The organism is Bradyrhizobium sp. UFLA05-153, from assembly GCF_054185185.1.
Map to the genome: position 1 here is coordinate 1 of NZ_JBBIAM010000124.1, position 26,648 is coordinate 26,648.

Annotated in this window: 19 protein-coding genes and 2 pseudogenes; 14 read left to right on the forward strand and 7 right to left on the reverse strand. The window is 63.2% G+C overall.

Translation table 11 applies throughout. From position 1 onward, the window contains the following. Positions 1–584 (reverse strand): annotated as a pseudogene (locus Q2941_RS42055) (hypothetical protein); the annotation flags it as partial. A gap of 169 nt (positions 585–753) precedes the next feature. Between Q2941_RS42055 and Q2941_RS42060 the strand changes: the two are divergent. From Q2941_RS42060 to Q2941_RS42070, 3 genes are all read left to right on the forward strand, one after another. Continuing rightward, positions 754–1,179: a hypothetical protein gene (locus Q2941_RS42060; protein ID WP_035662357.1), complete on the forward strand. Its 426-nt coding sequence runs from the start codon at positions 754–756 to the stop codon at positions 1,177–1,179. A 114-nt stretch (positions 1,180–1,293) separates the two neighbouring features. After that, positions 1,294–3,009, forward strand: a complete 1,716-nt coding sequence (locus Q2941_RS42065) for a SulP family inorganic anion transporter (protein WP_458196183.1) — start codon at positions 1,294–1,296, stop codon at positions 3,007–3,009. A 611-nt stretch (positions 3,010–3,620) separates the two neighbouring features. Beyond that, on the forward strand, positions 3,621–4,061 hold the full coding sequence (locus Q2941_RS42070) for a substrate-binding domain-containing protein (RefSeq protein ID WP_458196184.1): 441 nt from the start codon (positions 3,621–3,623) through the stop codon (positions 4,059–4,061). A 320-nt stretch (positions 4,062–4,381) separates the two neighbouring features. Here the strand turns inward: Q2941_RS42070 and chrA are convergent, their stop codons facing one another. Then, entirely contained in the window at positions 4,382–5,767 is a 1,386-nt protein-coding gene (chrA, locus tag Q2941_RS42075) for a chromate efflux transporter (protein ID WP_254112103.1), read from the reverse strand. Then, complete coding sequence (locus Q2941_RS42080; RefSeq protein WP_458196185.1) at positions 5,767–6,585, reverse strand: chromate resistance protein ChrB domain-containing protein; 819 nt, start codon at positions 6,583–6,585, stop codon at positions 5,767–5,769. Before Q2941_RS42080 ends, chrA begins: the two co-directional genes overlap by 1 nt. A 203-nt stretch (positions 6,586–6,788) precedes the next feature. Here Q2941_RS42080 and dmeF point away from each other — a divergent pair, with 203 nt between their 5' ends. The 6 genes from dmeF (at position 6,789) to Q2941_RS42110 (ending at position 15,201) form a co-directional block, all read left to right on the forward strand. Beyond that, positions 6,789–7,751: a CDF family Co(II)/Ni(II) efflux transporter DmeF gene (gene dmeF / locus Q2941_RS42085; protein ID WP_027522919.1), complete on the forward strand. Its 963-nt coding sequence runs from the start codon at positions 6,789–6,791 to the stop codon at positions 7,749–7,751. 275 nt (positions 7,752–8,026) lie between these two features. After that, the gene (locus tag Q2941_RS42090) at positions 8,027–9,859 is read left to right on the forward strand and encodes an adenylate/guanylate cyclase domain-containing protein (RefSeq protein ID WP_458196186.1); all 1,833 of its coding nucleotides are present in this window, start codon (positions 8,027–8,029) and stop codon (positions 9,857–9,859) included. Positions 9,860–9,898: 39 nt separating this feature from the next. Next, a complete protein-coding gene (locus Q2941_RS42095) occupies positions 9,899–11,044 on the forward strand; it encodes a phosphatase PAP2 family protein (protein WP_458196187.1) in 1,146 nt (381 codons plus the stop codon). A 39-nt stretch (positions 11,045–11,083) separates the two neighbouring features. Further along, positions 11,084–13,102: a S8/S53 family peptidase gene (locus Q2941_RS42100; RefSeq protein WP_458196188.1), complete on the forward strand. Its 2,019-nt coding sequence runs from the start codon at positions 11,084–11,086 to the stop codon at positions 13,100–13,102. 246 nt (positions 13,103–13,348) lie between these two features. Then, positions 13,349–14,179, forward strand: coding sequence for an N-acyl homoserine lactonase family protein (locus tag Q2941_RS42105; RefSeq protein ID WP_458196189.1), 831 nt, complete (start codon positions 13,349–13,351; stop codon positions 14,177–14,179). 122 nt (positions 14,180–14,301) lie between these two features. Next, entirely contained in the window at positions 14,302–15,201 is a 900-nt protein-coding gene (locus Q2941_RS42110) for a DMT family transporter (RefSeq protein WP_458196198.1), read from the forward strand. Here Q2941_RS42110 and Q2941_RS42115 read toward each other — a convergent pair. Beyond that, a complete protein-coding gene (locus Q2941_RS42115) occupies positions 15,182–15,373 on the reverse strand; it encodes a hypothetical protein (RefSeq protein ID WP_458196191.1) in 192 nt (63 codons plus the stop codon). The genes Q2941_RS42110 and Q2941_RS42115 overlap by 20 nt on opposite strands. 41 nt (positions 15,374–15,414) lie before the next feature. Further along, positions 15,415–16,572, reverse strand: a complete 1,158-nt coding sequence (locus tag Q2941_RS42120) for an MFS transporter (protein ID WP_458196192.1) — start codon at positions 16,570–16,572, stop codon at positions 15,415–15,417. Positions 16,573–16,728: 156 nt separating this feature from the next. Here Q2941_RS42120 and Q2941_RS42125 point away from each other — a divergent pair. Then, positions 16,729–16,903, forward strand: a pseudogene (locus Q2941_RS42125) (thioredoxin domain-containing protein); the annotation flags it as partial. Here the strand turns inward: Q2941_RS42125 and Q2941_RS42130 are convergent. Beyond that, complete coding sequence (locus tag Q2941_RS42130; RefSeq protein ID WP_458196193.1) at positions 16,869–17,858, reverse strand: helix-turn-helix transcriptional regulator; 990 nt, start codon at positions 17,856–17,858, stop codon at positions 16,869–16,871. The pseudogene Q2941_RS42125 and the gene Q2941_RS42130 overlap by 35 nt on opposite strands. A gap of 367 nt (positions 17,859–18,225) precedes the next feature. On the opposite strand from Q2941_RS42130, the gene Q2941_RS42135 reads away from it, so the two are divergent. After that, positions 18,226–19,038: an outer membrane protein gene (locus tag Q2941_RS42135; RefSeq protein ID WP_458196194.1), complete on the forward strand. Its 813-nt coding sequence runs from the start codon at positions 18,226–18,228 to the stop codon at positions 19,036–19,038. A gap of 139 nt (positions 19,039–19,177) precedes the next feature. Then, positions 19,178–20,437, forward strand: a complete 1,260-nt coding sequence (locus tag Q2941_RS42140) for an adenylate/guanylate cyclase domain-containing protein (protein ID WP_458196195.1) — start codon at positions 19,178–19,180, stop codon at positions 20,435–20,437. A gap of 108 nt (positions 20,438–20,545) precedes the next feature. On the opposite strand, the gene Q2941_RS42145 is transcribed toward Q2941_RS42140, so the two are convergent. Continuing rightward, positions 20,546–21,790, reverse strand: coding sequence for an MFS transporter (locus Q2941_RS42145; RefSeq protein WP_254112116.1), 1,245 nt, complete (start codon positions 21,788–21,790; stop codon positions 20,546–20,548). A 168-nt stretch (positions 21,791–21,958) separates the two neighbouring features. Between Q2941_RS42145 and Q2941_RS42150 the strand changes: the two genes are divergently transcribed. Together Q2941_RS42150 and Q2941_RS42155 are read left to right on the forward strand one after the other, a co-directional pair. Then, complete coding sequence (locus Q2941_RS42150; protein WP_458196196.1) at positions 21,959–23,311, forward strand: Nramp family divalent metal transporter; 1,353 nt, start codon at positions 21,959–21,961, stop codon at positions 23,309–23,311. A 698-nt stretch (positions 23,312–24,009) separates the two neighbouring features. Next, a partial coding sequence (locus tag Q2941_RS42155) for an ATP-binding protein (protein WP_458196197.1) occupies positions 24,010–26,648 on the forward strand: 2,639 nt, incomplete at its 3' end.

Genomic DNA, 26,648 nt, shown 5'->3' on the forward strand with positions numbered 1-26,648 from the left:
TATAAGAGACAGTCGCAGCGCAGCGTCGCCTCGAAGGCGGCAGCCGGCGCGCAGGAGTCGAAGAGGAGAATTTTCGGCCGGCCCGCGAGAGGCGCGAGTTCACGGGGCGCCTGGTTCAGCGCCACGAGACGCAGATGTCGGGCATGGCGTTCAATCAACTCGATGGTCTCGCCATAGGAGCCGGGCAGGACCAGCATGTCTGCGTTCGGGATCACGCGGGCCGAGCCCAGCAGCAGCGCCGATATCGCTGCCATGCCTGACGACGTATAGATGGTCTCCGACATCGCGGCATCCTCGACGTTGTAGAACGGCGGACCGCGGACGTCGAGATCGGCGCGCTGGTAATCGTAGCTGAACTCGAACGGACCGGCGCGCAGCCGCCCCCAATGTGCCCAGTCGGTTTCCGTGCGCGCCCAGTCATGCAGGGCGTGTTCAGCCTTCAGCGCCGCAGCAAGGCGGAATTTCTGTTCGATCACCTCCACGACCGCAACCGGCTTTCGCAGGGCCAAGGGCTTCGCAAGGCAACCATTCAGTAATGCAAGTTCCTGGTGCTTCCGGTCGAGATACGCAGAGAGTGTTTCCATGGCGCGCCTTCGATGACCCCTATCAACGTTTCCGGTGGAGATCGGGTCCTAGGACGGTGGACGCAGTGCGCGTCCAACCAAAGCCCAATGGTGCCGGTGACAAATCGAGGCCGATACTGCGCTGCCGGAAAACCCGGCCCGGCACGGGAAAGAGGGGGGTGTTCGGATGATGCCAGACAACGTCGCCCTGTTTGCCACGATCATCCTGCTGCTTCCGATGTTTTATCTGCTGCTGGCGGCGCCGGCCTTTCTGCTGGTGAAGCTGGACGTCCGACCTGTCGCGCTGCTCTTGCGCGCCATGTTCAACGGCTACTTCCTGACATTGGCCGTCGCCGGTGCCGTAGGCACGACTGCCGTTGCCGTGGACGGCCGCCCGGTCCTGGCCATAGGCGTCGGCTTGATCACGGCTCTCGCCGTGTGGTCGCGCCGCTGGTTCCTGCGGCAGATGGATGCCCGGATCAGTGACGGAGATGCCGGCGACACGGAGGCCGCGCGCCGACTCCGGCGGTTGCATTGGGGCGGCATGCTGGGCAATGCGATCCAGCTCGCCGTTGTCGTGGCCTGCATTCCCTATATCGCTATTGCGCCGACATGATCGGGCTTGGCGAACGCGACGCAACATGGTCGCGTAGGGCCACTGGCGGACCTTCGCTCGCGCAGCTAAAGTTGCGTGGCTTGCGCTCCGGCGTAACTTTACTCGTAATCCGGCATGAATGACCGTCTGACGCGTATTGCACCCGGATTAATGAAACTCTTGTCCTACAGTTTTGCCGACGACTTTCGGCACGATCTGTTGGCGGGAATCTCTGTTGCCGCAGTGGCCTTGCCGGTCGCGATCGCCTACGCGCAGCTCGCAGGCTTCGATCCGGTCGTGGGGCTATATTCGAGCATTCTGCCGCTGATCGCGTACGCCATCTTCGGCACTTCGCGGCAAATGATCGTGAATCCCGATGCAGCCGTGTGCGCTATGGTCGCCGCCGCAGTAGCTCCGCTGGCGGGCGGCGATGTCGAACTGTACTGGTCGCTGTCGGTCGCAGTCACATTTCTGGCCGGCATGTTCTGCATTGGAGCGAGTTTCTTGCGGCTCGGTGCGCTGGCGGAATTTCTTTCCAAGCCAATCCTTGTCGGACTCTTGAACGGGGTCGCAATTTCCATTTGCCTGGGTCAGATCGGCAAGCTGCTCGGCTTTTCCATCGAATCCAAAAGGATTATTCCGCAACTGTTCGAAATCTTCGCCAAGCTTCCGGAGACGCAGGTTCCGACGTTGATCGTCGGAGCGGCAAGCCTGGCGATATTGTTTGGGCTGGCGCGCTGGGTACCGCGACTTCCGGCTGCACCGATCATATTGATCGCCGCCGGCGCCGCGGTCGCATTGTTCGGGTTGGACCGGTATGGAGTGGCTATTCTGGGGGCGGTTCCTGCGGGCCTGCCGCCGCTGCGATTGCCCAGATTTCCAACGGACGACATACCATCCCTGCTGGGCAGCGCGGCGGGGCTCGCTCTCGTGCTGTTTTCGAGTGGCATGTTGACAGCGCGCAGCTTTGCGTCGAAGGGCGGCTACGAGATCGACGCTGACCGTGAGCTGGCTGCATTTGGTGCAGCTAATCTCGCCTCCGCCTTGTCTCAGGGGTTCGCCGTGACCGGCGCTGACTCGCGCACAGCCGTGGCCGTTGCATCCGGCGGTCGCACCCAAGTGACTGGCCTGGTGGCGGCGGCGACAATCGCCGCAGTGTTGCTGTTTCTGACAGGGCCCTTGCGATATGTGCCGATTGCTGCGCTGGGCGCATTGCTCGTGTTCGCTTCGATTTCGCTGTTTGACACGCGTACGCTACGCGAAATCTGGAGCATCGATCGTAGCGAGGTCGTCCTGGCCGTGATCACCACGCTCGGAGTGGTCGCGCTGGGCGCCATCAACGGAATCCTCATCGCGGTGGGGTTGGCCCTGGTCCGCTTCGTCAAGTTGACCGCGCGGCCGAGGGACGAAGTCCTGGGAACGGTCGACGGACTCCCCGGTCTGCATTCGGTCGAGCGACATCCAGACGCCAGGACGTTTCCGGGGCTCGTGCTGTATCGCTTCGATGGCCCGCTTACCTTCTTCAATTCCGACTACTTCAAGGCGAGAGCGCTGACGGTGGCCGACGCCGCAGGCCCGGAACTACGATGGTTTGTGATTGATGCAATTCCAGTCAGCCAGATCGACACGACCGGACTCTATGCACTTCGCGATTTGCGCGAACGGCTCGAAGCCCGCGGAACGTTCCTGATGCTAGCCGGGCGCAAGGCCGAGTTTCTCGAATGGTTTCGGGAGGCCGGTCTCTACCGGCCCGAACATGAGACGTGGATCCTTCCTACACTGCGCCAGGCCCTGAAGGCCTACCTGCGCGAGTCTCAACAAATCGCGCCGCTTAAGGAGGACGATTTGTGAAAGTCTGTCCTGGATCACGCGCGCCTCTATCCGCATCGTCGTTGCTCTACGAATTCTGTAATCTCTATGCTCGGGCATTACGGCGCAAACGCCACAAGCCCAGCCACGTCAAGCGTGTACCCACAAATCTGTTGGCGTGACCTGACGATGGCTGCGTCTGCTCTAGCGACCAAGTTCGCGCGGCGGCGCACTTTGTCGCGAAGGGCCAGACTCGGACATCGCGACTCAGTTGATGGACGTCCGCTTTGCCCCACACAAGCTGACATATGACCGGTTCTGACGTAGGCGACGGAAATTCGCTAGGTGCAAATCGAAGTTGCTACGGCCGTGCCGACATTAACCATATGGGGGATCGCGCATTAAGGACCCCGACGGTTAGTGCGCCTTTAACGTTTTTGCACAAAAGGTAGACCCCCAGCGCGAGATCAATACGCAAGGCGAATGACGGCGGACATTCATCCTCTAGGAGGATTGTTTGAGGGCGCTTCTCATGATCGCGCTCGCGGCGACCTTGGTCGGCTGCAGCCGTCAACCACCACACCAGGCAGCTTTATGTGTATAAGAGACAGCTCGCATCCCGCTCCGGCCTCCCTCATTGAGGACGCAACTCTGTGGTTCTCTCTCCGAATTCCAAAAGCAGAACCCTGCAGGAGCAGGTGGCGGCTGCGACCGAGGTCGCAGAGCGAATGACGGATGCGGATTTGACAGCTCCACATGACGATGGCGAACCCGCGGACCTCCTGGTTGCCGTTGTAATGGCTCGTCCGGAGATCAAGTCGGTAGCCGATCTTGCGGGTAAAAATGTTGCGATGGATGAAAGGTATTCTGCATCCAGCGTTGATGTTTGGATCGGGTTTGTTGTGGCAGGAAGGGTCTCAATCAAAGTGAGTGCAGGACACACCGCGGCGATCGATCGGCTTAGCAATGGCGAGGTGACGGCTGCTGTGCTGGCCCTCGTGTCTGCGGACGCAGCGGACGGGTTTCCTGAAATCGCTGGCTTCAAGATTTTTCGCGTCCCGCTTTGGCCACATACCTTGAAGGCTCGGCCCTAACCGATGAGCGAAACGATCTTCAAAATCTGAGCCTCTGTTGCGAGTTCAGTTCACTCTCCTCGACCATAGGGAAGCGGCGGGCACGTCGGCTATGCAAACTCGGCAGGAAAGCAGCGGAACCGAACGACAAATGGGGGACACCAAGGGATTTGCCTTTGGGTCATTTTCGACCGATTGAGCAGGGAGTATCGCCCGGTTGATGTCCGCTTTGACCCGAAAGCGCGGTGGCGCGGGCCGAGGCCCGGAGCGTTGCGATTGGCTAGAGACTCAGCGACAGCGATGGCTGAGATCGCGGCCTGAAGCCGCGTCTCTCCTAGCTCCTAGATCAAACCCGCCAGCCGCAGCGCCACGCCGGCCGCGCACGATCCCGCCAGCACCGTCAGCATGCCGAGCTTGAAGCGAAAGATTGCCGTCGCGGCCGCGATCGAGAGCACGAGTGCCGCGATGTCGACGCTTGCAAGCACCGGCATGTCGAAGGACAGCGGAAATGCGTGCACCGGGACGGTCTCGCGGAACAGCGTGTGCAGCGCGAACCAGATCGAGAGGTTGAGGATCACGCCGACGACGGCCGCAGTGATCGCGCTGAGCGCGCCGGCGAGGCCTTTATTGCCGCGCAAGAGCTCGACATAGGGGGCCCCTAAGAAGATCCAGAGGAAGCAGGGCGTGAAGGTGACCCATGTCGCAAGCAGGCCCCCGAATGTGCCCGCGAGCATCGGCGACAGCCCGTTTGGATCACGGAAGGCGGCCATGAAGCCCACGAATTGCAGCACCATGATGAGGGGACCGGGCGTGGTCTCGGCCATGCCGAGACCGTCCAGCATCTCGCGCGCGCTGAGCCAGTGATAATGCTCCACCGCCTGCTGGGCGACATAGGCGAGCACCGCATAGGCACCGCCGAAGGTTACCAGCGCCATCTTCGAGAAGAACAGCGCGATCTGGCTGAACACGTTGGCCTGTCCGGACGCCGCGAGCAGAGCGATCACCGGCACGAGCCAGAGCGCGAGCCATAGCGCGCCGACGCGGATCGCACGCGCGGTGTTGGGGCGGACATGATCGGGAACGGCCTCGCCGAGCATGCTGTCGATCGCGGCGGTGTTGCTGCCATGGCCATGGGCCGAGGGCGCGAATTCCGGACGGCCGCTTCTTGCGCCGACATAGCCGATCACGCCGGCGGTGATGATGATGATCGGGAAGGGGACGGCGAAGAAGAAGATCGCGACGAAGGCTGCGGCCGCGAGCGCGATCATGATGCGGTTCTTCAGCGCGCGCTTGCCGACGCGCACAACGGCTTCGACGACGATGGCGAGCACCGCGGCCTTCAGGCCAAAGAACAGCGCCTCGACGAAACTGACATTGCCGAAGGCCGCATAGATGTAGCTCAGGCCCATGATGGCGATGATGCCGGGCAGGATGAAGAGCCCGCCGGCCATCAACCCGCCGGCCGTCCGGTGCATCAGCCAGCCGATATAGGTCGCAAGCTGCTGCGCCTCCGGTCCCGGCAACAGCATGCAGTAGTTCAGCGCATGCAGGAAACGGCCTTCGGAGATCCAGTTCTTCTCCTCGACCAGGATGCGGTGCATGACCGCGATCTGACCGGCCGGGCCGCCGAAGCTCAAGACGGCGACCCGAAGCCAGACGCGAAGGGCTTCGTTGAAGCTGATGCCGTGACCGGCATCAGCTCCTGCTTGGACATTGCGGGTATCCATCACGCCTTCACTTTGTTGGTCGGCCAGTTGTGGGTCTCGGTGGTGGCGTCGCGGCACCAGCGGTAGAAGGCATCGTAGAGCAGCATGCCGGCCTCGAGCTGCTCGAGGTCGTCATCATACATCCGCGACAGGCCGAGCGAGGCTGCGAGCAGGCCCGGAGCCTCCGGAGCAAGATCGGGCCGCGCGGTGTCGGCCCCACGCACCAGGGTTGCGAGCCGCTGCAAGGGCGGGGTCGCAAGCCCGAACTCGTCGACCATGACGTCGAAGGTGCAGAGCTGTCCGCGGTGGCTCCAGAACACATTTTCGATGTCGAAGGGCGCGGCATTGAAGCGTTCGCCGACGCCGACGACCTCGGAGGGCACCACGTACAGGAACACCGCATTGGGATCGACGAAGCGGCGGATCAGCCATGGGCAGGCGATGCGATCGACCTTCGGCCGTGCTCGCGTCACCCAGACGGTGCGACCCTTGGTATCCCGCTTCGGCAGCTTGGTGGTGTCGACAAGCGGCAGTTTTGCCGCCTTCCAGCCCTCGAAACCGCCTTCCAGCGTCTCGGCCTGCACGCCAAGCTGCCGCAGCCAGGCCGCGGTGCCCTGCGCGAGCTTTTCGCCGCGCAGGCAGGTGACGATCGCCGGGCGTCCGGCGAAGTCGGCACCCCAATCCGGAACCTTGTCGTGGCTGAGCTTGATGGAGCCGGGGATCAGCCGCCGGTCGGCGGCATAGTCCTCGTCGGTCCGGACGTCGATCAGGGCAGGGGCATTCGCGGTGCCGATCAGCCGGGCCAGCTTGTCAGAAGATATCGTCGTGAAAGTAGACATGATGCGTCCTCGTAAAGAGTGAACGGGACGCGATACTTGGGCATGTCGCCTCGTGGGGAGATCGCTCAAATCCCCATGAGCCGTATTACAGCGAAACCGCGAGTGCCTGTCAATCGCGGGTTTGACCGGCAATGAGCCTTAGAAAGTTCTGCTACCGGGGCCTATATTCCCGGCAAACGGATTCTTTCCCGGAGATATGTCCGATGCACTCACATTCCACCGAGCAATGGACGCACGAGCACGCATTCCTCGGCGACAAGCATGACGAGAACGAGCGGCGCACCTGGTTCGTGGTGGCGCTGACGCTGATCATGATGGTCGGCGAGATCGTCGCCGGCTCGCTGTTCGGCTCGATGGCGCTGCTCGCCGACGGCTGGCACATGGGAACGCATGCGGCGGCGCTCGGGATCGCGGCCTTCGCCTATCGCTTCGCGCGCCAGCACCTTGGCAATGCGCATTTCACTTTCGGCACCGGCAAGTTCGGCGATCTCGCCGCCTTTTCCAGCGCGATCATCCTGGGGCTGATCGCGGTCCAGATCGCCTATGAGAGCGTGCTGCGGCTGATCTCGCCGGTGCCGATCGTCTATGGCGAGGCGATCGCGGTGGCGGTGCTTGGCCTCTGTGTCAATCTCGTCAGCGCCTGGCTGCTGCGCGACAGCCATGATCACCACCATCACGGCCATGATCATGGCCACGCACATGTGCATGACGAGGACCACGACCATGATCATCACCATCATCATCAAGACCACAATCTCCGCGCCGCCTATATCCATGTCATGGCGGATGCGGCGACCTCGCTCTTGGCGATCGGCGCGCTCGTCGTCGCCATGTATTCAGGATGGGTGTGGGCCGATCCGGCCGTCGGCCTGATCGGCAGCGTGGTGATCGCGAACTGGGCGTTCGGCCTGATCAAGGCCTCGGGCGCGGTGCTGCTCGACGTCAGGGCCGACGAGAAGCTGGAAAGGGTCATCCGCGCCCGCATGGAGGTGGGCGAGGACCGCGTCACCGATCTGCATCTCTGGCAGGTCGGCCCCGGCCACCGCGCCGTGCTGGTCTCGCTCGTCTCCGACAAGCCCAAGCAGCCCGCCGTGTACAAGAAGCGGTTGGCCGGATTGAAAGGGTTGAGCCACATCACTGTCGAAGTCGAGACCTGTCCGCACTAGCGCGGTCATGACTCCGCTCGCAGAGCGTGAATATCATCAATGATTCATCAAAGGTTGTGTCGCTTCGTTACAGGCACGACCGTCTGATCTATTTCGCCATTCGTGATCTGCTTCATAGGATCGTGCTCGCGTGCGCGGTACTGATCTAAGTGCACTCGATGGCGCGGCATCCGTCGAATTCACAACTGCCGGACAAGGAAGCGGGAATCGTACTGGCCTGAGCGGCCATTGACCTGAGTCCGACCAGCGGAGGTCGGGCTCTCGGAGAGACAACCATGGGCCTCGTGCAGCATGACACAGTTGTCCTCTTGATCGATCTCGTGGAGTCGGTGCGGCTCATGCGGGAGCACGAGGCATCCGCAGTGCGTCGATGGGCGGACTTCGTCCATATCGCCACCGAACGGATCTTGCCGCGTTATCACGGTGTCTTCGTCAAGAGCCTCGGCGACGGCCTGATGGTCCGCTTTGAGACAGTGCCTGACGCCGTGAATGCCGCAGCCGAGATGCATCGGACCATCGCCGCCTTGAATGAGGGGCTCCCCGAGGATCAACACTTCCAACTTCGCGCAGGGATCAACGCCTCGTCCGCCTGGAGCGATGGCATCGACATCTATGGCACCGGCATCAACCTCGCGGCCCGGCTGGCCGCACTCGCAGGTCCCGGTGAAACGATTGCCAGTGCGTCGGCCCATGAGCGACTGGCGGCGGCCCTCGCCGGCCTCGCAAAACCGGGTGAGACCATTGGCAGTGCAGCGGCGCGTGACGAGCTCACGCACGGAGTGGATGCGCTATGCGAAGATTTGGGAGAATGTATACTCAAGCACTTCGACAAACCGGTGCGTGCTTATCGTGTCGGTCCGGCAAGTCCGCACCCGAGCCTCGCGGCTCGGAGAGACTATGGAACTCCCATGGAGCCGACGATTGCCGTTATCCCCTTCGTTGCGCGGAATAACGCGCCGGAGCATATGGATGTCGGGAGTTTGATCGCGGACAGCGTGATCTGGCGGCTCTCGAGGTCGGCGAACCTGCGGGTGATCTCGCGCCTGTCGACGAACGTGTTCCGCGAGCACTTGAGTGATGTCGCGGAAGTTTCCGCGCATCTCGGCGCCACCTACATCCTCAGCGGTAGCTACGTGGTCGATGCAGGCCGGATGCTCGTGACGGCAGAGCTGGCGGCGGCGCGCACCAACCAGATCGTCTGGACCGATCGCCTGAGCGGCGAGATCGGCGACCTGCTACAGCCGGAAAGTGATCTCGCTCATCGCATCGCCGCTGCCGTGCATCAGTCGGTCTTCGATGCCGAGGTCGAGCATATCCTGACCCAGCCGCTGCCGACGCTCGAGAGCTATTCGCTGCTGCTTGGCAGCATCCGGCTGATGCACCGATCGAGCAAGGAGGAGTTCCTCCAGACGCGCAAGGTTCTTGATGAACTGATCAACCGGCACGGCCGCGTTGCCGCCCCGCGCGCCTGGCTCGCCAACTGGTTTATCCTGCGAGTGACGCGCGGCTGGTCCGAAGACCGCAAGCGTGAAGCCGCCGAGGCCTTGAGCGCCACTCACGCGGCGCTCGACCGCGATCCGTCCGATGCGCTCGCGCTTGCGACCGAAGGATTCGTCTACTGTCACCTGCTTAACGACCTCGACACCGCCCGCAAGCGCTGCGAGCAGGCCGTCGATGCCAACCCCAGCCACGCGCTGGGTTGGCTCTATCGCGGCACCGTCAACGCGTTCAAAGGCGAGGGCTCCGCCGCTGTGGCAGCGACACAGCGCGCGATGGAGCTGTCTCCGCTCGATCCGCAACGCTACTATTTCGAATCCCTCGGCGCTACGGCGCAACTTTCGGCACATCGGTATTCCGAGGCGGAAAAGCTGGCGCGATCGTCGCTCGTGCTCAATCGCATGCATCCGTCCACCTGGCGCGTTCTCACGATTGCGCTCGTCGCGCAGAACCGGATGGAGGAAGCGCGGAGAGCCTTGGGCAAGATGCGCGAACTCGAGCCGGCATTGACCGTGGAACGCTACATCGCGCGCGCTCCGAACGCGCACCTCGAAACAGGCAGGCACTGGGCTCGCTGCCTGGAAATGGCAGGTTTGCCGGCGACAGGCTGACTCACTCATCGATTGACCATCTCAACAGGGAGGCAGGCAATGGCTCAACTAGGCGGAGCAGGAGGAGCGGGCGGTGCGGGCGGCGCAGGTGGTGCGGGAGGAGCGGGCGGTGCCGGGGGCGCCGGCGGAGCCGGTGGAGTAGGTGGCGCGGGGGGAGGCGTAATCGGTTCGCTGGGCGACGTTTATGCCAACCCCGTGATGGTGGACGCGCTCATTCTCGAGCGAGAAGGGATCATCGTCGTTCCCGAACATTCGACGGCGCCACATTTCGACTACTACGCGCCGCAATTGCCAGGCATCGACAACCCGCTGCAGTTGGAGCGCTGGGAGCCCTGGGTTCGTGCCTACATCGCCCTCGGCGAACTGCTGTACGGGATCAGCTTTGTGAAGGTGGGAACGGGAGTCGGCACCGGATTCCAGGTGTGGTCGTCCGGATATCTGATCGCAGATATCGAACGTCCGGCGCAGTTGACGTTCGAAAAGCAGATTCCGATGGTCCTCAGCTGGGCGGAGCTGCGCAACGAGAGGGCCACTGAAATCATGGCGCAGATCGATGCCCAGTACGCTTTCTGGTCGTCGATCGTCTATCTGCATCCCGACCGCACGAGACGCACATTCGAACTCATCAACATGGTGCTTCAGTTCTGCGTGTACGTGGAAATGCGCTTCAAGCACGCGCTCGCGTGCTGGCGTCCGGTCGAATACAACGCGCAGATACAGCCGATGATCACGACGCCCGGCCATGGAACTTTCCCCATGGGGCACGCGACGCAGGCCTACGCGGTGGCTCATGTATTGCAGGCACTGCTTAACCTTGACCCAAATTACCCAACGGTGATCGCGCAGCTCCAACGTCAGGCGGCGCGCATCACGACCAATCGTGTCGTGGCAGGCGTTCATTTTCCGGTCGACAGCATGGCGGGGCGTATGTTGGGCGTGACCCTGGGCGAGTACTTTGTCGGACGCTGTCTCGGGTCCACAGCATCGACGAGCCGTACGTTCAATGCCAGCTATGTCGACGGCCATCCCCACACGGACTTCAATCCATTCAGCGCGGACCAGCAATTCTCGGCAAATAAGTTTTATTCTGAATCTTCGGAAGGGCCCATCACACAGTCCCTCATTTTGAATGAGCTTTGGGGAAAGGCTCAGGAGGAGTGGACCTACTGGCACAAATTCCCCTAGGGCACGCTTCGTTGAGCACGTCAAAGTGGAGAGCGTACCATGGCCGACACCGAGTTTCCGAACTGCTTCGAACCCTACCTTCGCTATGCGATCGCGACAGACTTCAAGTACTTCGAGTCTTTCGACGAAAAGGGGTTCAAGCTGTTCCTGCTGGTGGAGTTCATAGACGTCCAACATGCAGAGCAGTTTGGCGGGGAAATGGACAATGACAACCATCCTCATGCCCCGCCAGGTATCGAATTCGGTCCGTCCGATCCGGCCTCTCGATTCACGACGATGCGAGGGTTCAAGGCGGCGGTTGGGCCCTCGACGTTTCAGAGCTGGATCGACCATGTTTTGAGAGTCGAACTGTCGCTGCCCGTGAAGCCGACTACGGCCGAGCTGGTCAAGCGGGCTGACCTGCGTGATCGTACGGCAAGCAAGTATCCGCCCACCGAGGTCCTGATCGGCCAGATTGACGACGGCTGTCCGTTCGCGGCGACGCGTTTTACCAAGTTCATCTCCAGCGTGGCGACCGGCACGCGTGTGCGCGGCATCTGGGATCAGAATCCTGACAGAAATCCGATCCGGCCGGACGGCACCAAGGTGTTCGGCAAGTTCTTGACCGACTTCAACTACGGCCTCGAGTTCCTGCGCGATTCAGATCCGCCTGGCACGGGCATACGACAGATCGGGCTGGACGAGTGGATCGAATTGCACACGACGAATACGGACCTCGTCGATGAAGATGACTGCTATGCCGACGCACATTTCAAGACCCTCAAGCGCCACCGTTCGCACGGCGGTCACGTGATGGATACGCTCGCGGGACGCGTTCCCGTCTCGTCACGCATCGGCCGCCAGGATCCACCAAGCTGGCAGCCGGACTCCGGTCCTGCGGCCACCGCGGACATCGTATTCGTTCAATTTTCGGAGGCGTGCCTCCGTGATGCGACGGGCGTATGGCTCAAGTCATATGTCGTGGATGGCATCTACTACATTCTGTCGTTCGTCGACCCGACGAAAACGAAGAACATAGTCGTCAATGTCAGCTATGGGCCGACGACCGGGCCACATGACGGCACGGCGGAGCTTGAGGACGCGCTGACGGACCTTGTCACGATATTCGACGGCACTCACGGAAAGCCGAAGCTCGACGTTTTCCTGGCCGTCGGCAACAGCTATCTGAGCGACGGCCACCTCTTTTTCGAGAACAAGACGACGCTGCCTGTTCATGCCGAATGGATATGGCGCATCCCGCCCGACAATTCGGTGCTGTGCTTTGCCGAGGTCTGGATGAGCGCGAGCGCTGCCAGCGGTGTCGTGGTGACATTGACTTCGCCCAGCGGCCTCATCTCGACATCCGTCACTGGCCCAATTCCGCCACCGCCCGGCATCCCATTTCCGTCCTACACCGGAGCGTACGCCCCCCGCACCTGGGGAAGTAACACGATGTGGCTTCTTACAATCGAGCCGGCCATTGCCGGGCCAGGGTTCGTGCCGGAGCACGGAGATTGGACGATCAGAGTGGACTACATCGGTGTCAACGCGAACGTGCATGCCTATGTCGCGCGCACCGACCCGAATTTCGACGTGCACTCCGGCGCCAGGTCGTCTCGTTTTGTCGATCCACAATGGGAGGAGAGTCTCTCGGCCGAGGAGAGTCTCGAATACGCCGACGGGGAGTTCGACCTGACCGGATCGCGGATCAAGACCCACGGCACTCTCAACGGCATAGCGACTGCGCAGGAGCCGAGCGTACATGTCGCCGGTGGCTACATCCTGTCGAATGGGCGCAAATCATCCTATGCCTCGGCTGGGCCCGCTCGCGGCGGCCCTCGTGAGGGTCCCGACTACGTGCTGCCTTGCGATGAATCCTACGCTCTCCAGGGCATTCTTGGCGGTGGCAATCGGAGCGGTGGGGTTTTTCGCTTGATTGGCACGAGCGTGGCGGCCCCCCAACTCGCACGGCACTTTGCCAACGCGGATGGTGGCGTCGCCTTCCCGATGGCGACCGATGTTCCGACCGATCCATCGGAAGTCGAGAAACGTGGTGGTGGCGATCTGCCTCCACCATGATCGACCGATGGCTGGTTGAGCCTCATTGTCGCGGGCAGTCCTGACTGCTCGGGGGAGAGCCTTTCCCGCCTTGACGCCACGGCCGCGCCGCGATCCGACCGCCAGGATGGCGGTTACGATCATGCCGCCGATCGCGAGCCTCGCCGTATTCTGGCCGCCAACTGCCGACGACACTGGACTTTTCGGCTCCGCTCGGGGTTTGATTCCGAACTGCCAATTGGCAGCCTGCCGCATGGAAGGAACCCCATGATACGTCCGATCAAACTTGCTCTCGCAGCCGCCGTGCTAGTCCTGTCCGCTCATGCAGTCTCGGCTCAGTCGGAAAAGTCCGGCGTCGAAAAGCTCTACATCCTCAATTGCGGGGAGGGTGCCACCAGCGACGTGTCGCGCTGGACGCCGGGCATGAACGAAGGCAGTCCGATGGACTTCGTTGATAGCTGCTATCTCATCAAGCACAGCCAGGGCTGGTTCCTCTGGGATACCGGTGTGCCGGATGCGGTTGCATCGATGCCCAATGGCCTGGTTCCCTCCGACCCGAAAGCGACGGTCTGGCGCCGGCCGAAGACACTTCTCGCGCAACTCGAGCAGCTCGGCCTCAAGCCGAGCGACATCAAATGGATGGCGGTATCGCACACGCATCCCGACCACACCGGCAATGTCGAGATGTTTCCGCAGGCCGTCCTTCATGTTCAGAAGACTGAATACGAGTGGCCCGGCCCCAACAACGAGCCGCGCTTCAAGCCCTCGCATCCCGTCGTGCTGCTCGACGGCGACAAGGATTTGTTCGGCGACGGCAGCCTGACCATTCTCGCAACGCCCGGCCACACGCCGGGACACCAGTCGCTGCTGGTGAAACTGCCGAAGACCGGCGCGGTGGTGCTGTCCGGCGACGCCGTGCACTTCAAAAGCAACTGGGACAACCGCGTCGTGCCGAGCATGAACGTCAGCAAGGACCAGACGGTCGCCTCGATGCGGAAGATCGCCGACGTGCTTGCGAAGGAGAAAGCCCAACTCTGGATCAACCACGACAAGGCGCAGCGCGACAGCTTGAAGATGGCGCCGGAGTCTTACGACTGACATTGTCCGGGCGGCGGATCCCTCGAATGACAGCTGGGACTGCTGCCACGATGCTGTCAGCAGGGGGGTGCTAGCAATTCGTCCGACTGGCTTCGCTAAGGAGGCAGGCTTTGGAGGCAGCCTTGGGCGAATGGGCGGGCGTTGCGATCGCGCTTCTGTCCAGCAGCGTTGGCGGCACCGCGGCAGCGATCACGCGCTATCTTGTCGGTGGCGCTGATCCGATCCTGCTGGCGATCCTGCGCTGGGGAATCGGTTTCGCCTGCCTGCTGCCGGTTGCACTGCTGTTGCGCGTGCGGTGGCCCTCGCGGGACGACGTGCCGGCCGTGCTGCTGCTCGGCCTCAGCTTCTTTGGCCTGTTCTTCATCCTCTACAATATCGCGATCGCCTATACGACCGCGGCACGGGCCAGCCTCGCGCTCGCGACGTTGCCGCTTCACACCATGGTGGTCGGCGCGCTCCTTGGCGTCGAGCGCCTGACGGTGCGCAAGGCGCTCGGCGTCGGCGTTGCCGTGCTCGGCGTCGTGGCCGCCCTCGCGACGGGCCTCGCGCAAAGCCCACCCGGAGCCTGGCGCGGCGAGCTGATCATGGCCGCGGCCGTCTTCTGCATGGCCTTCTACAACGTGTTGTCACGCCCGCTGATGCAGCGCTCGAGCGCGCTCGGCTTCCTGACGGTCGGGATGGGGGCAGGGGCCATCGCGCTGGTGCTGGTCGGCCTTGTGCGCGGAAGCTTCGCGGCGCTCGATTACTTCACAACCGCGCAATGGGTCGCGGGGGTCTATCTCGGCATCGGCGGCGGTGCGCTTGCCTTCATCCTCTGGGTCAAGGCGCTCGAGCTTGCGACGCCGACGCGCGTTGCCAACACCATGACGGTCAACCCGATCGCTGCGGCCGCGCTCGCGGCGCTCCTAATCGGCGAGCCGATCACGCCCAATCTCCTGATTGGCCTCGTCGCCGTCTTCGCCGGCATCTTGATCGCCACCAGCGGGGGCGAAGGCGGCCTAATCAGCTCCGCGGAGCCGTAACGGGCGGCGGTCCGCCCTCCGGCGCCTTCTTCGGCTTCAGGCTGCCCGCGTAGAACGATAGCAGGAACACCAGCACGACGGCGGCGAGATAGACGCCATAGGCCTGTGGCGGCGTGATCGCCCATCGCGCGATGCGCCTGAGTGCGCCTGAATTTCCGGTGTCCTCGGTCATGCCTTGCTTTTGCGCGAAAGCAGCCGCGAAGGGAAGGGGCTTCAAGAAGGCCGGCGTTCGGGGCGGACCAGGAACAGTGCCGCGAGTGCGGTGAGGCTCAGCGCCGAGGACACGATCAGGACCTTGCTGCCCATGACGTCGATCAAGAGGCCGAAGGCGAGCGGGGCAATGGCCTGCGCCATCCGCGCCGGCGCGCCGATGATGCCGAGCCGGTAGCCGTAATTCTTCGGCCCGAAGATCGCGAGCGGCAGCGTTCCGCGCGCGATGGTCAGAACGCCGTTGCCTGAGCCGTGGAGAAGCGCAAAGGCGCTCGCGCCGTCCGCGCCGAAGATGGCGATCACGGCCGCCCCGATCGGGTGGGTGATGCAGGCAAGCCGCGCCGACCACAGCGGATGAAAGCGGCTCAGAAAGCTCGCCTCGAGAACCCGCGCGCCGACTTGCGCCGGCCCGATCAGGGCGCCCGCGGCAATCGCCTCGACGGGCGTCGCGCCGGTGGCTTCAAGGATACGCGGGAAGTGCACCGCCATCGCGCCGGTGACGGTCCAGGCCGCGGCGAAGACGAAAGCCAGAAGGATCATGGTGCGGTCGAGCGGGATATGCGGCTTGACAGCCGTCGTCGCCGCCTCCCAGGCGCCCTTCACCTTCGGCAGCATCAGGAAGTTGAGCGGCAGGCCTATCAGGATGTGAGCGGCCGCCCAGGCAAAGCAGGTGTCGCGCCATCCGATATGCGAAAGCCCCCAGGCCGTCAGCGGCCAGCCGACGGTCGAGGCAAATCCGGCCACCAGCGTGATGCCGGTGATCGAGCCGCGCGCCTCGGCGCCGTAGATTCGCCCGAGCGCGGCGAAGGCGGCGTCATAGAGTCCGAGCGCCATGCCGACGCCGAGCACGAGCCAGGCGATCGCCATCATCGGGACGGAGGTGGAGAAGCCGAGCAGCACGAGGCCGCCAGCAATGGTCAGGTTCGAGGCCGCGAGCACCTGCCGTCCGCCGACGAGATCGATCTGCCGCCCGATGCGCGGCCCCAGGAGGGCCGAGATCACCAGCGAGGCGGAGAAGGCGCCAAAGATCCAGTTGGAGGAGACGTCGAGATCGCGCCCGATCGGATCGGCGAGGATCGCCGGCAGGTAATAGCTGGAAGCCCAGGCCAGCGTCTGGGTGGTGCCGAGCGCCAGAATGATCGGAAGCTGTCGCTGGCTCATGTGCTTGCGTTGATCCTGGCGTTTCTGGTCGTCGCTGGCAGCGGAAACATCAATTGGCTTTTGCCTCCGCGGCGCGGGCGGCGTCAACATCGCCATCGGCATATTCGATCTGCAAGGGGCGGGATGCTATCCGGGGGCCTGCGGAGGACGCCATTCATAGTCGTGACCATCCATCACAACCGCGGCTTGCGGGACCTCACGCAACACGCTCGCCATGATCCGACAGAGCGGCGTCGAGCCGGAGCTGATCGAATATCTCAAGGAGCCGCCGAGCCGCGCTCGCCAATTGTGCCTGGCTAGAGCAGGCTGCGAACTCCAGTCGGAGTGTCGCCGAAGCGACGACGGAAGCTCCTGTTGAAGTGCGAGATGTCGCTGAAACCCGACATCATGGCGATTTCGGCGATGGTGTGGTTGGTCAGGTGAGGCGCACTGAGGAGCCTTCTGGCATGCTGGAGGCGTTCCTCGGTCAGGTGTTCGGAGAATGTCTTCCCGGTTTCCTCGAGCAACACGCGAACATAGCGCTCCGAGATGCCGAGGCTGCGGCCGACCTGCTCGGCTGACAGCTCCTGGCGCGCCGCATTGTGCCTGATCGCGTTGATGACTGCCTTGAGGCGCGCGGCCTTGATCCCTCGACCTTCCAGCAGGGCCTCCGCATCGGAATGCGGTCCCAGAATCATCGCAACGAGGTCGGCGGTATGTTGGACATAGAGTGCGCGAAGATTCTGGTCCGATGAAAGCTCAACGTCGGCCCGGCTGGCCAGCCAGCTTCTGAGCAGGCGCAAGGAGGGCGTGGCGGCAGAAATATGGAGCGCTGACCTCGACCAATCGGATTTCAACAGAGGGCGCACGAGCGTCCTGTCGATAAAAAGGAACTGGACGCGTGCGTCGTCTAAATACGTCGTGTGACCTTCGAGATCATTGCGGACGATGGCCGCATGGCCTGGCGCCACGTCAAAAGCCGAGGCTTGCTGTTCGACATGAAGGCTGCCGCGGTCGCAAATCTGTATCGTGATCCGATCGCTGTTGCGGCGAGCCTGACGTGCATTGGGGCCGCCCCGCACGTCGGACGCCTGAAGATCAATGGCAATGGCTCCGTCGAACAGGTCGGCTTGCACGGCACAGCGAAACTCGTCCGGCGATCGCGCAAGCCAGTCCACCTCCTCGACGGAGTTGACGGCATCGCGGAAGGCGTTCAAGCGATGCGCCGGTGCAACATTGTCGGTCGAGAATGAGAAACGCGTCGGCGGACCCAAAATCGGATCGGTTGCGCTTTTCCTTTCGGACATAGTGTCTCCAGCCGAATTTGCCACCGATCACGGAATTAGTCACGGCCGCCACCGGCAAATTCGGCCTCAAGACGTCGGCTCCCTCAAGCGAGGCAACCAGCATTAGTCGTTGTTTGTACGCCGGGGTTCATCGCCGTTGCAATGCCGTGTCGTCCAAGGCGCATGTGCCGTCAGGGCAAAGGCGGTCCCTTGGAATGTGCCTTCGGCACAACAGTCACCTCCATTTCCTTCTGAGTGCCGTGCCCGCGCAATGCGTGTGCTGCCTCATCCAAGACATCTCCGCGCGGGTCTGACATTTGCTGAAAAGAGACAGCGCCATGCGCCGCATCGGTTCTGTTTGAGCGCCGAGAATTCGAGGATTTCCAGGATGCACGAGTCGAGCCTTGATCTGATGAAGCGGTCCGGAAGAAGTCGGAGGCTAACGTTGCGATTTGCGCAACTTAAGGAGCTGTTGGTCGCGACCGGAGCCCTGGTAGCCGCGCTCTGCGCGGCGTCGACCGCCGAGGCGCAGTCCTCCAATTGGTCCGGGTTCTATCTCGGAGGAAACATCGGGGGAGCCTGGGGCTCGCAACGGACGGACGTGCAGGCTGCGGATTGGTTGTACGATCCACTCTTTCCACCATTCATCGCTTCCGCGGGCTCGTCGAAGAGTTCGCCGTCGAATTTTACTGGCGGTGCCCAAGCCGGGTGGAACTGGCAATCGCAGGGTTTCGTGTGGGGTCTCGAGGGCGATATCCGTGCGCTATCGCTCGCGAGCCACAGCGACACAGGTTACATCAAGGATCCCTATTTCCAGGCGGACTCGCGCTTCCTGGAGATGACAAAGATTGAGTGGCTCGCAACCCTGCGCGGCCGTGCCGGCATTCCGCTTGGAGGCGCGCTGCTATACGGCACCGCCGGGTTGGCGTTCGGCGGTGTCAAATCAACGTACAATTACAACGTGCTGTACTACGGATATGATTCGCATGGTGCCGCCTCGACGGTAGCGACCGGTTGGACGGCAGGCGCAGGAGTTGAGCTGCCCTTGAGCGCCAAATGGACGGTAGGAGTCCAATATCTCCATTTCGATCTCGGCTCTGTAAATTATCAGTCGAAAGACAAGGCATCCTTCTATCACGAGAAGATTTCCGCCTCGATGCTTGGTGACCTTGTGACCGCAACTCTGAATTACAGGTTCTGAACGCGGCCGCGCCGGCTTGGAGCCGCCTGTATCCTTGGTGGAGGAGGATGGCGAGGTCGTCACGCGCAAGCCCTGAGACCTAAAGCCGTGAGGCCGACGTCTGCCTTTCGCTCGTCACGAATGCACGCCATAATGGCGTATGGAATTGACCTCCCGCCTTGCGTTGATCAACTGGCTGACCAGCCAGGGGCTCACCGGCCTGCCCGAGATCGAGATGCTCCGCGGCTTCTGCGAGCGCTGCCGCGCCGAGGGGATCGAGCTGTCGCGCGGGCTCGTCGTCATCGACACGCTGCACCCGATCTATGAGGGGCGCGCCTTCCGCTGGAGCGATGTGCCGAGCAATGAGAGCGACGTCGTCGAATATGGATCGACGGCGCAGGGCGATCCGGCCAAGAACTGGCGCCGCTCGGTGTTCTATCATCTGCTCGAGCACGGCGAGGACGAGATGCAGATCGATCTCGCGGACACCGCATCGCTCGACTTTTCGCAGATTGGCGAGCTCGCGGACAAAGGCCACCGGCATTTCCTCGCCTTCGTGCATCGCTTCGGCGAGAGCGGCGCGCTCGGCCAGATGGACTGCCTCTATTCCTACTGGACGACGCGGCGGCGCGAGGGCTTTGCCGAGAGCGAGCTCGCAGCGCTGCGCGATCTCGTGCCGGTGCTGGGGCTTACGATTAAGTCCGCCCAGCAGGTCGATATCGTGCGCACGCTCGGGCGCGTCTATCTCGGCCGTGATGCCTCGGAGCAGGTGCTGCGCGGGCGCATCTCGCGCGGCGTCACCGAGCGCATCAATGCCGTGCTCTGGTATTCGGATTTGCGCGGCTCGACCGGGATCAGCGAGAGCATCGGGCCCGACGAGATCATTCCGTTCCTCAACGATTATGCGCAGGCCGTGATCGATGCGATCCACGACGCCGGCGGCGACGTGCTGAAGCTGATCGGCGACGGCGTGCTAGCAATGTTCACAGGCGAGGACATGGCGGGCGCCCGTCGCGCGGCGCTTCGGGCCGAGCATCTTTTCCGCAAGAACATCGTGGCGCTGAACGCGAAGCGGGCCGCCGCCGGCCGCCCGATCACTTCGGCCTATATTGGCTTGCATGTCGGCGAGGTCTTCTACGGCAATATCGGCAGCGAGGACCGGCTCGATTTCACGGTGGTCGGGCCCACGGTCAACGAGGTCAGCCGCATCGCCTCGATGAGCCGCTCGGTCGATCGCGAGCTGCTCGCATCGGCGGAGTTTTACGCGGGGCTCGATGCGCCGGGCCGCCGCTATCTCGTCTCGACCGGCCGCTACGCACTGCGTGGCATCGGCCGCGCGCAGGATCTCTATACCCTCGATCCGGACATCGACACGAGCGAACCGGTGACGGGCAGTTACGAACGGTATCTGGCGGGTTAGCGTCGGCGTCCCCAACACACTCCGTCATTGCGAGCACAGCGAAGCAATCCAGAGGCTTTCCGCGGGTGCATTCCTGGATTGCTTCGCTGCGCTCGCAATGACGAGCTGCTAGCAGCGCGCCGTCGCCTCGTCGCCGACCATCTCCGGCTGGCGGTCCAGCGCCACCGCAGGCGAGAGCCAGATCACCAGCGCCTGCACGGCGAAGATCGCGGCTGCGAGATAGAGGCACGCCTCTGCGCTATAAAAGCCGCCGACGATCGCGCCCAGCGCCGAGCCGAGCGGGCGTGCGCCATAGCTCATGATGTTGATGGCTGAGACGCGGCCGAGCAGGCGCGGCGGCGTCACCGATTGGCGCAGCGTGGTGGTAGAGATCACCCAGAGGATCGGGCCGACGCCGAGCAGGAAGAAGCTCAACGCCGCCAGCCATGCGGCAGGCACCAGCACCGTCAGCGCCATCACGAGGGCTGCAACGAATCCGGTCACCGGTCCAAGTCCGACCACCGTGCCGAAGGCGAGGCGCCGCATCACCCGCGTCGCTACCAATGCGCCGATCACCATGCCGACGCCATACATCGCCAGCACCACGCCGACGCCGGTCGCGGACAGGCCGAGATGACGCACCGCGTAAGGCACGAACACCGCAAGCTGGAGGAACCAGCCGGTGTTGAAGATGAACTGGGTGACGAACACCGGCCGCAACAGCGGGTGATGGAAGACGAACGCGGCGCCCTCGCGGATCTCCTGCAGCGGGTGCCGTCGCGGCACAGGTGCGCGCGCGGGCTCGTAGAGGCCGGCGAGCAGCACGACGGCGATCGCCGAAAGCGCGGCGGCGAAGCCGAAGGCTGGGCTTGCGCCGAGCCAGCCGACCAGCGCGCCGCCGAGCGCGGGACCGCTCGCAAACGCAATGGTGCGCGCAAGCTCAATCCGTGCATTCGCCGCGGGCAGGGCGTCGGCCTGCACCAGCGAGGGTACCAGCGCGGGCGCCGCCACGCTGTAGACGACGGTGCCGCAGACCGCGGCAAAGCCGAGTGCTGCGAGCAGCGGCAGGTTGAGCGCGCCGAGCGCAATCAGGATCACGATTGTCCCAAGCGCCGCAGCCCGCAGCGCCTCGGCGCCGGCCATCAGCGCGCGCCGCGAGATGCGGTCGGCGAGCAGGCCGGCCGGAATCGCAAACAGCACGAATGGCAGGGTGAGGGCGGTCTGGAGCAGGCCGGCCTGGCCTTCGGCGACGCCCAGCGCCAGCACCGCAACGATGGGGGCGGCGGCCAGTGCGATCTGTTCCGCCGATTGCGCCGCAAGATTGGACCAGGCGAGGCGGTTGAACGTATCCGGCAGGCTGGGGGTCGTTGACATCGGTCATTCCCTGAAAGTCGATCTAAAGGCCAGTATTCGCCCCCAATGACCGCCAAACCCACCCGCTTCCCGACAAGACCGGTCGCGGGACCTTCCGGGAACCAGCGCGGCTAGATGCAGTTGCAAATGAGTTGCAATAAGAGCCGAGTTCGGTATTCTCTTTGACCCATGGATGCCCGATCACCCGATCTGACCCCCGACGCAGCTGGCTGGCGCACTGACGCGCCCATCACCAAAAGCCTGGCTGAGGTGAACGGCACGGTCGCGATCCCCGCCGCCGCGGCGTGGTGGCGCCGGCTGCTCGCCTTTGTCGGCCCAGGCTATCTCGTTTCGGTCGGTTACATGGATCCCGGCAACTGGGCGACCGACCTCGCCGGCGGGTCGAAGTTTGGCTACACGCTGCTCTCGGTAATCCTGCTGTCGAACCTGATGGCGATCCTGCTCCAGTCGCTGGCGGCGCGGCTCGGCATCGTCACCGATCGTGATCTCGCGCAGGCCTGCCGCGCGACCTACTCGCCGGCGGTGAACTGGCTTTTGTGGCTCGCCTGCGAGGCCGCGATCATCGCCTGCGATCTCGCCGAGGTCATCGGCACGGCCATCGCGCTCAAGCTGCTGTTCGGCATCCCCCTGATCGGCGGTGCGCTGATCGCCGCGCTCGACGCCTTCCTGCTGCTGCTCCTGATGAACCGCGGCTTTCGTTTCCTCGAAGCCTTCGTGATGTCGCTGCTCGTCGTGATCGCAATCTGCTTCGCGATCCAAGTCGCCGCGGCGGCGCCGCCGGTAGCGGAGGTGATCCGCGGATTTGCGCCGCGGACGGAGATCTTCACCAATCCCGAGATGCTCTACATCGCGATCGGCATCATCGGTGCCACCGTGATGCCGCATAATCTCTATCTGCACTCCTCGATCGTGCAGACCCGCGCCTATGAGCGGACCGACGAAGGCCGGCGCGAGGCGATCACATGGGCGACGACCGACTCCACGGTGGCGCTGATGCTGGCGCTCTTCATCAACGCCGCGATCCTGGTGGTCGCGGCCGCGACCTTCCACAAAACCGGCCATTCCGACGTCGCCGAGATCGGCCAGGCCTTCGAGCTGCTGTCGCCGCTGCTTGGACTTGGCATCGCCTCGACGCTGTTCGCAATCGCGCTGCTTGCTTCTGGTCTCAACTCCACGGTGACCGCGACACTCGCCGGCCAGATCGTGATGGAAGGCTTTTTGGACCTGCGCCTGCCGAGTTGGGCGCGCCGCCTGCTGACGCGCGGCGTTGCGATCATCCCGGTGATCGTCGTCACCGCGATCTATGGCGAACGCGGCACTGCCGATCTGCTGGTGTTCAGCCAGGTCGTACTGTCCATGCAGCTTCCGTTTGCGGTCATTCCGCTGGTGCGCTTCGTCTCCGATCGGCGCAAGATGGGCAAGTTCGCGATTTCCCGTAGTGTCGCCGCGATCGCCTGGATTGTCGCCGGCGTCATCGTTATCCTCAACCTTAAGTTGTTGTCCGATACTCTGTTCGGGTGAGGGCTGAGGACATCCTTTTCCGAGATCGATCGGTACGCAAACCCGGGGATACCGTCGTCCGCCACTCGAAAGTGCCCTCAAAAGGCGGGAAAATCGGAACGCATTCGGCCGTTGGACGGAATAATCGAGCTTTGCTTGCGGCCTGACGCCTGGTACCCCGGGCTTTTACGGATTCGTCCTTTTCAATTTTGGCTAGGCGCGTATAATGAATTCAATTTTTGATAGGGGCTCATAATGGCGTTGGTTATTTCAAGATGGTTTTTGCACGCCGCGAAATGATGCGCTGAGATGAGCGCGTCAACCGCGCTTCTCATCAGACATGATCGTCGGCAACGCGCGACTTCGATGGATGGGCGCAGGACGTTTGGTTTAGATCCATTGGTTTAGATCCATTGGGTTTGCTCCAAGGCGGCTGCCGTTCGAGTCAACATAGGCCTCGCGTCTCGAAGGGCAGGACGAAAGTTTGTTCGTTTCCATGAGGTGCCGGCATTTCGGAATTGGCACCTTCCGAACAAAGGTATGCCGCGCGAAGCGCATGTCGACGTCTTGATTGTTTTACCGGCGGGAAGACTTTTCGCCACGTTTGTCAGGCCCTCCCGCCACTCTGTTTGCGCGCAGGTTCACGTCCTCAAGCGAGACGATGATCATGCGGATGAGCACCGGTTATTCGTTGAAGCCATTGATGAGTGCGTAGTGCCGTGACCAGGTGTCCTGCTTGCTCCGCCCGAGTTGAACTTGAGCACCGATTCTGCCCGCAATGCGGCGCCGGTCTTGGTGCAACGGAGCGCGAGCCGCGATCCGCTTCGCAACGTCCCAACTCGCGGGCGCAGCTGCTGACCGAAAACAAGCAGGTGAGCGTGCTGTTCGTCGACGTCTGCGACTCGACCTCATTGTTGCAGCACGCGGACCCCGAGGAATCCCGGAACTATCTCGGCCGAACGCTCGACCTGCTTGCCGACGCGGTCGAAACCTTTGGAGGCACCGTCAGCCAATTGCTGGGAGACGGCCTCGTTGCATTGTTCGGCGCTCCGCTGGCGCAGGAAGATCACGCCTTGCGGGCCTGCATGGCCGCTCTGAAGATGCAGAGGGCAACCATTCCCGGCCAGGAGGCGCAAGGCGTCGCCAGCCCGACGCTGCGCATCGGCATCAACTCGGGCGAGGTCCTGGTCGGGATCGTCGGACAGTACCAGTGGTCGCACTACGGTGCGGACGGCCAGACGATCCACATCGCGTCGCGGCTGGAGAAACTGGCGCCCCCGGGCGGCATCTTGATCAGCGCGGCGACGCAGCGCCTGGTCGCACAGCAGATCGATACACGGCCGGTCGGAATAAAGCCCGTGCGCGGATTGGCCGCCCCGATCGAACTTCACGAAGTCGTGGTCGAGACCGAAAGCTCGGCGGCCGCGCCGTTGACGCGAAAGCAGCGCTGGGCACCGCTTATCGGGCGCCAGGAGTTGTTGCAGATTCTGGCGGGGGAGCTCGAAACCGTCAGGCAAGGCGCCATGCGGACGGTCGGGCTGCGCGGCGATGCCGGCGTCGGAAAGTCCCGTCTGATCGCCGATTGGACGGCCGCTCTTGCAGGCCACGGTGTGGACCTGTGCGTCGCGCAGGCGAGAGGTTATGCGAGCACGAGAGCCTACAGCACCGCGGCTGATCTGATCGCGAGTCTGATGGAGTTGCCTCGTACGAGCGCGACCGACGTCAAGCAGGCGGCGGTGCAGGCCTTGCTCGCGAAATGGCCGGCAGAAGGCGCCGACCATCTCGCGGCTTTGAGCGATCTGCTCGGGTTTGCTGCGCCCAATGAAGCTTGGCTGGCGCTCAATCCGGCGCAAAGGCGGCGCCGTATCGGCGAGGCACTGCTGTGGCTCGTTCGCCAGCGCGTTCGGGCGGGCCCGTTCGTGCTCGTGCTCGAGGATGTGTTCCTGGCCGATCGCGACAGCCGGCGGCTGTTCGAGGCCTTGTTGCCCCGGCTCCAGGGGCTGCAGGTCCTGGTCTGTGTCAGCTACCGTCCGGATTTCGAGCATCAATGGGGACAGACGACGTGGTTCGCCGAGTACCTGGTCGAGCCCCTGCGGGACGGCGAGATGCTCGCCCTCGCGCGAGCCTTGCTCGGCGATGATCCTTCGGTGCTTGGGGTGACCAGCGAGCTGGTTCGTCGCGCCGACGGCAATCCCTTCTTCATGGAGCAACTGGTCATCACGCTGATCGATGACGGATCACTCGAGGGAACGCCGGGTGCCTACCGTTTGCAGCGACCCCTCGGGGAGTTGCGGGTCCCGGGCTCCATCGCCGCCGTGATCGGCGCACGGGTCGACAGGCTGCCGGATGCCGCGAAGTCGGCCCTGGAGGCGGCGAGCGTTCTCGGTGATCCCATCACGCGGGAGCTGATCGCCGCCATGCAGGACGAAGACCTCGCGCGGACCGAGGAGTTGCTTGGTCTTTGCGTCTCGTCCGGCTTGCTGACGAGCCCCGATCCCACGGGGCGTTCGCTGGAGCAGCACGCTTTCGTGTTCCGTCATGCACTGGTCCGGGACGTCGTGCTCGGGGCGCTGACACGCGCCCGCCTCAAGGCGCTGCATCGGCTCGCCTTCCTCGCCTTGCAGTCGCAGCCCGGCGCCGAGGACGCCGATGCCGCGCCGGCCCTGGCCCATCACGCCTTCAAAGGCGAGGAATGGGAGCATGCGGCAAGATACGCCGTGAAGTCGATGGCGCGGGCCATCTCGCGCTCGGCCAATCAGGAAGCCCTGCAACTGTTCGAAATGGGCATTGAAGCGGCTCGCCGCGCCGGCGGCACGCGGACTGCGCAGGGCCTTGAACTTGCGCTCCGGCTGGAAGCCATCGGCGCCATGATGGCGCTCGGGCAGATCGACGAGATCTTCAACAATATGGAGCGTGCGGAGGCCCTTGCCGCGCAGTTGGGCGACCAACCCGCGCGCGCGTCGGTTTCGACTCAGACTGCGGTGTTTCTGTGGATGCGCGGACGCTTCGAGCAAGGTCTGCGGTACGCCTCATCGGGCTTGGAAGCGGCCCGCCTGGCGCAACGACGCCACATGGCGATGGCGGCACATCAGGCGCGCCTCATGCATTTGCACGCTCTCGGGCGGTATGCGGAGGCGGACGTCGAAGGCCGTGTCCTGCTGGCCGACTATGCCTACGAACTCGCTGACCATCGTGTCCAGTCTGGATGGGCGGCGATTCCCATCATCAACCTCTATGCGTTCCATGCCAGCACGCAGTGGCGCCTCGGTGATTGCGAAGCCGGACATAGCGTCTGCGCGCTGGCCTACGAGATTCTCTCTCGCGCCGACCATCCGTATTCGCGTCTGTTGGTTGACAT

Coding starts and splice junctions, on each gene's coding strand:
- Q2941_RS42060 (WP_035662357.1), top strand. CDS start 754: ATGCCAGACAACGTCGCCCTGTTTGCCACGATCATCCTGCTGCTTCCG.
- Q2941_RS42065 (WP_458196183.1), top strand. CDS start 1,294: ATGAATGACCGTCTGACGCGTATTGCACCCGGATTAATGAAACTCTTG.
- chrA (WP_254112103.1), bottom strand. CDS start 5,767: ATGGATACCCGCAATGTCCAAGCAGGAGCTGATGCCGGTCACGGCATC.
- Q2941_RS42080 (WP_458196185.1), bottom strand. CDS start 6,585: ATGTCTACTTTCACGACGATATCTTCTGACAAGCTGGCCCGGCTGATC.
- dmeF (WP_027522919.1), top strand. CDS start 6,789: ATGCACTCACATTCCACCGAGCAATGGACGCACGAGCACGCATTCCTC.
- Q2941_RS42090 (WP_458196186.1), top strand. CDS start 8,027: ATGGGCCTCGTGCAGCATGACACAGTTGTCCTCTTGATCGATCTCGTG.
- Q2941_RS42095 (WP_458196187.1), top strand. CDS start 9,899: ATGGCTCAACTAGGCGGAGCAGGAGGAGCGGGCGGTGCGGGCGGCGCA.
- Q2941_RS42100 (WP_458196188.1), top strand. CDS start 11,084: ATGGCCGACACCGAGTTTCCGAACTGCTTCGAACCCTACCTTCGCTAT.
- Q2941_RS42105 (WP_458196189.1), top strand. CDS start 13,349: ATGATACGTCCGATCAAACTTGCTCTCGCAGCCGCCGTGCTAGTCCTG.
- Q2941_RS42115 (WP_458196191.1), bottom strand. CDS start 15,373: ATGACCGAGGACACCGGAAATTCAGGCGCACTCAGGCGCATCGCGCGA.
- Q2941_RS42120 (WP_458196192.1), bottom strand. CDS start 16,572: ATGAGCCAGCGACAGCTTCCGATCATTCTGGCGCTCGGCACCACCCAG.
- Q2941_RS42130 (WP_458196193.1), bottom strand. CDS start 17,858: ATGTCCGAAAGGAAAAGCGCAACCGATCCGATTTTGGGTCCGCCGACG.
- Q2941_RS42135 (WP_458196194.1), top strand. CDS start 18,226: ATGCACGAGTCGAGCCTTGATCTGATGAAGCGGTCCGGAAGAAGTCGG.
- Q2941_RS42140 (WP_458196195.1), top strand. CDS start 19,178: ATGGAATTGACCTCCCGCCTTGCGTTGATCAACTGGCTGACCAGCCAG.
- Q2941_RS42145 (WP_254112116.1), bottom strand. CDS start 21,790: ATGTCAACGACCCCCAGCCTGCCGGATACGTTCAACCGCCTCGCCTGG.
- Q2941_RS42150 (WP_458196196.1), top strand. CDS start 21,959: ATGGATGCCCGATCACCCGATCTGACCCCCGACGCAGCTGGCTGGCGC.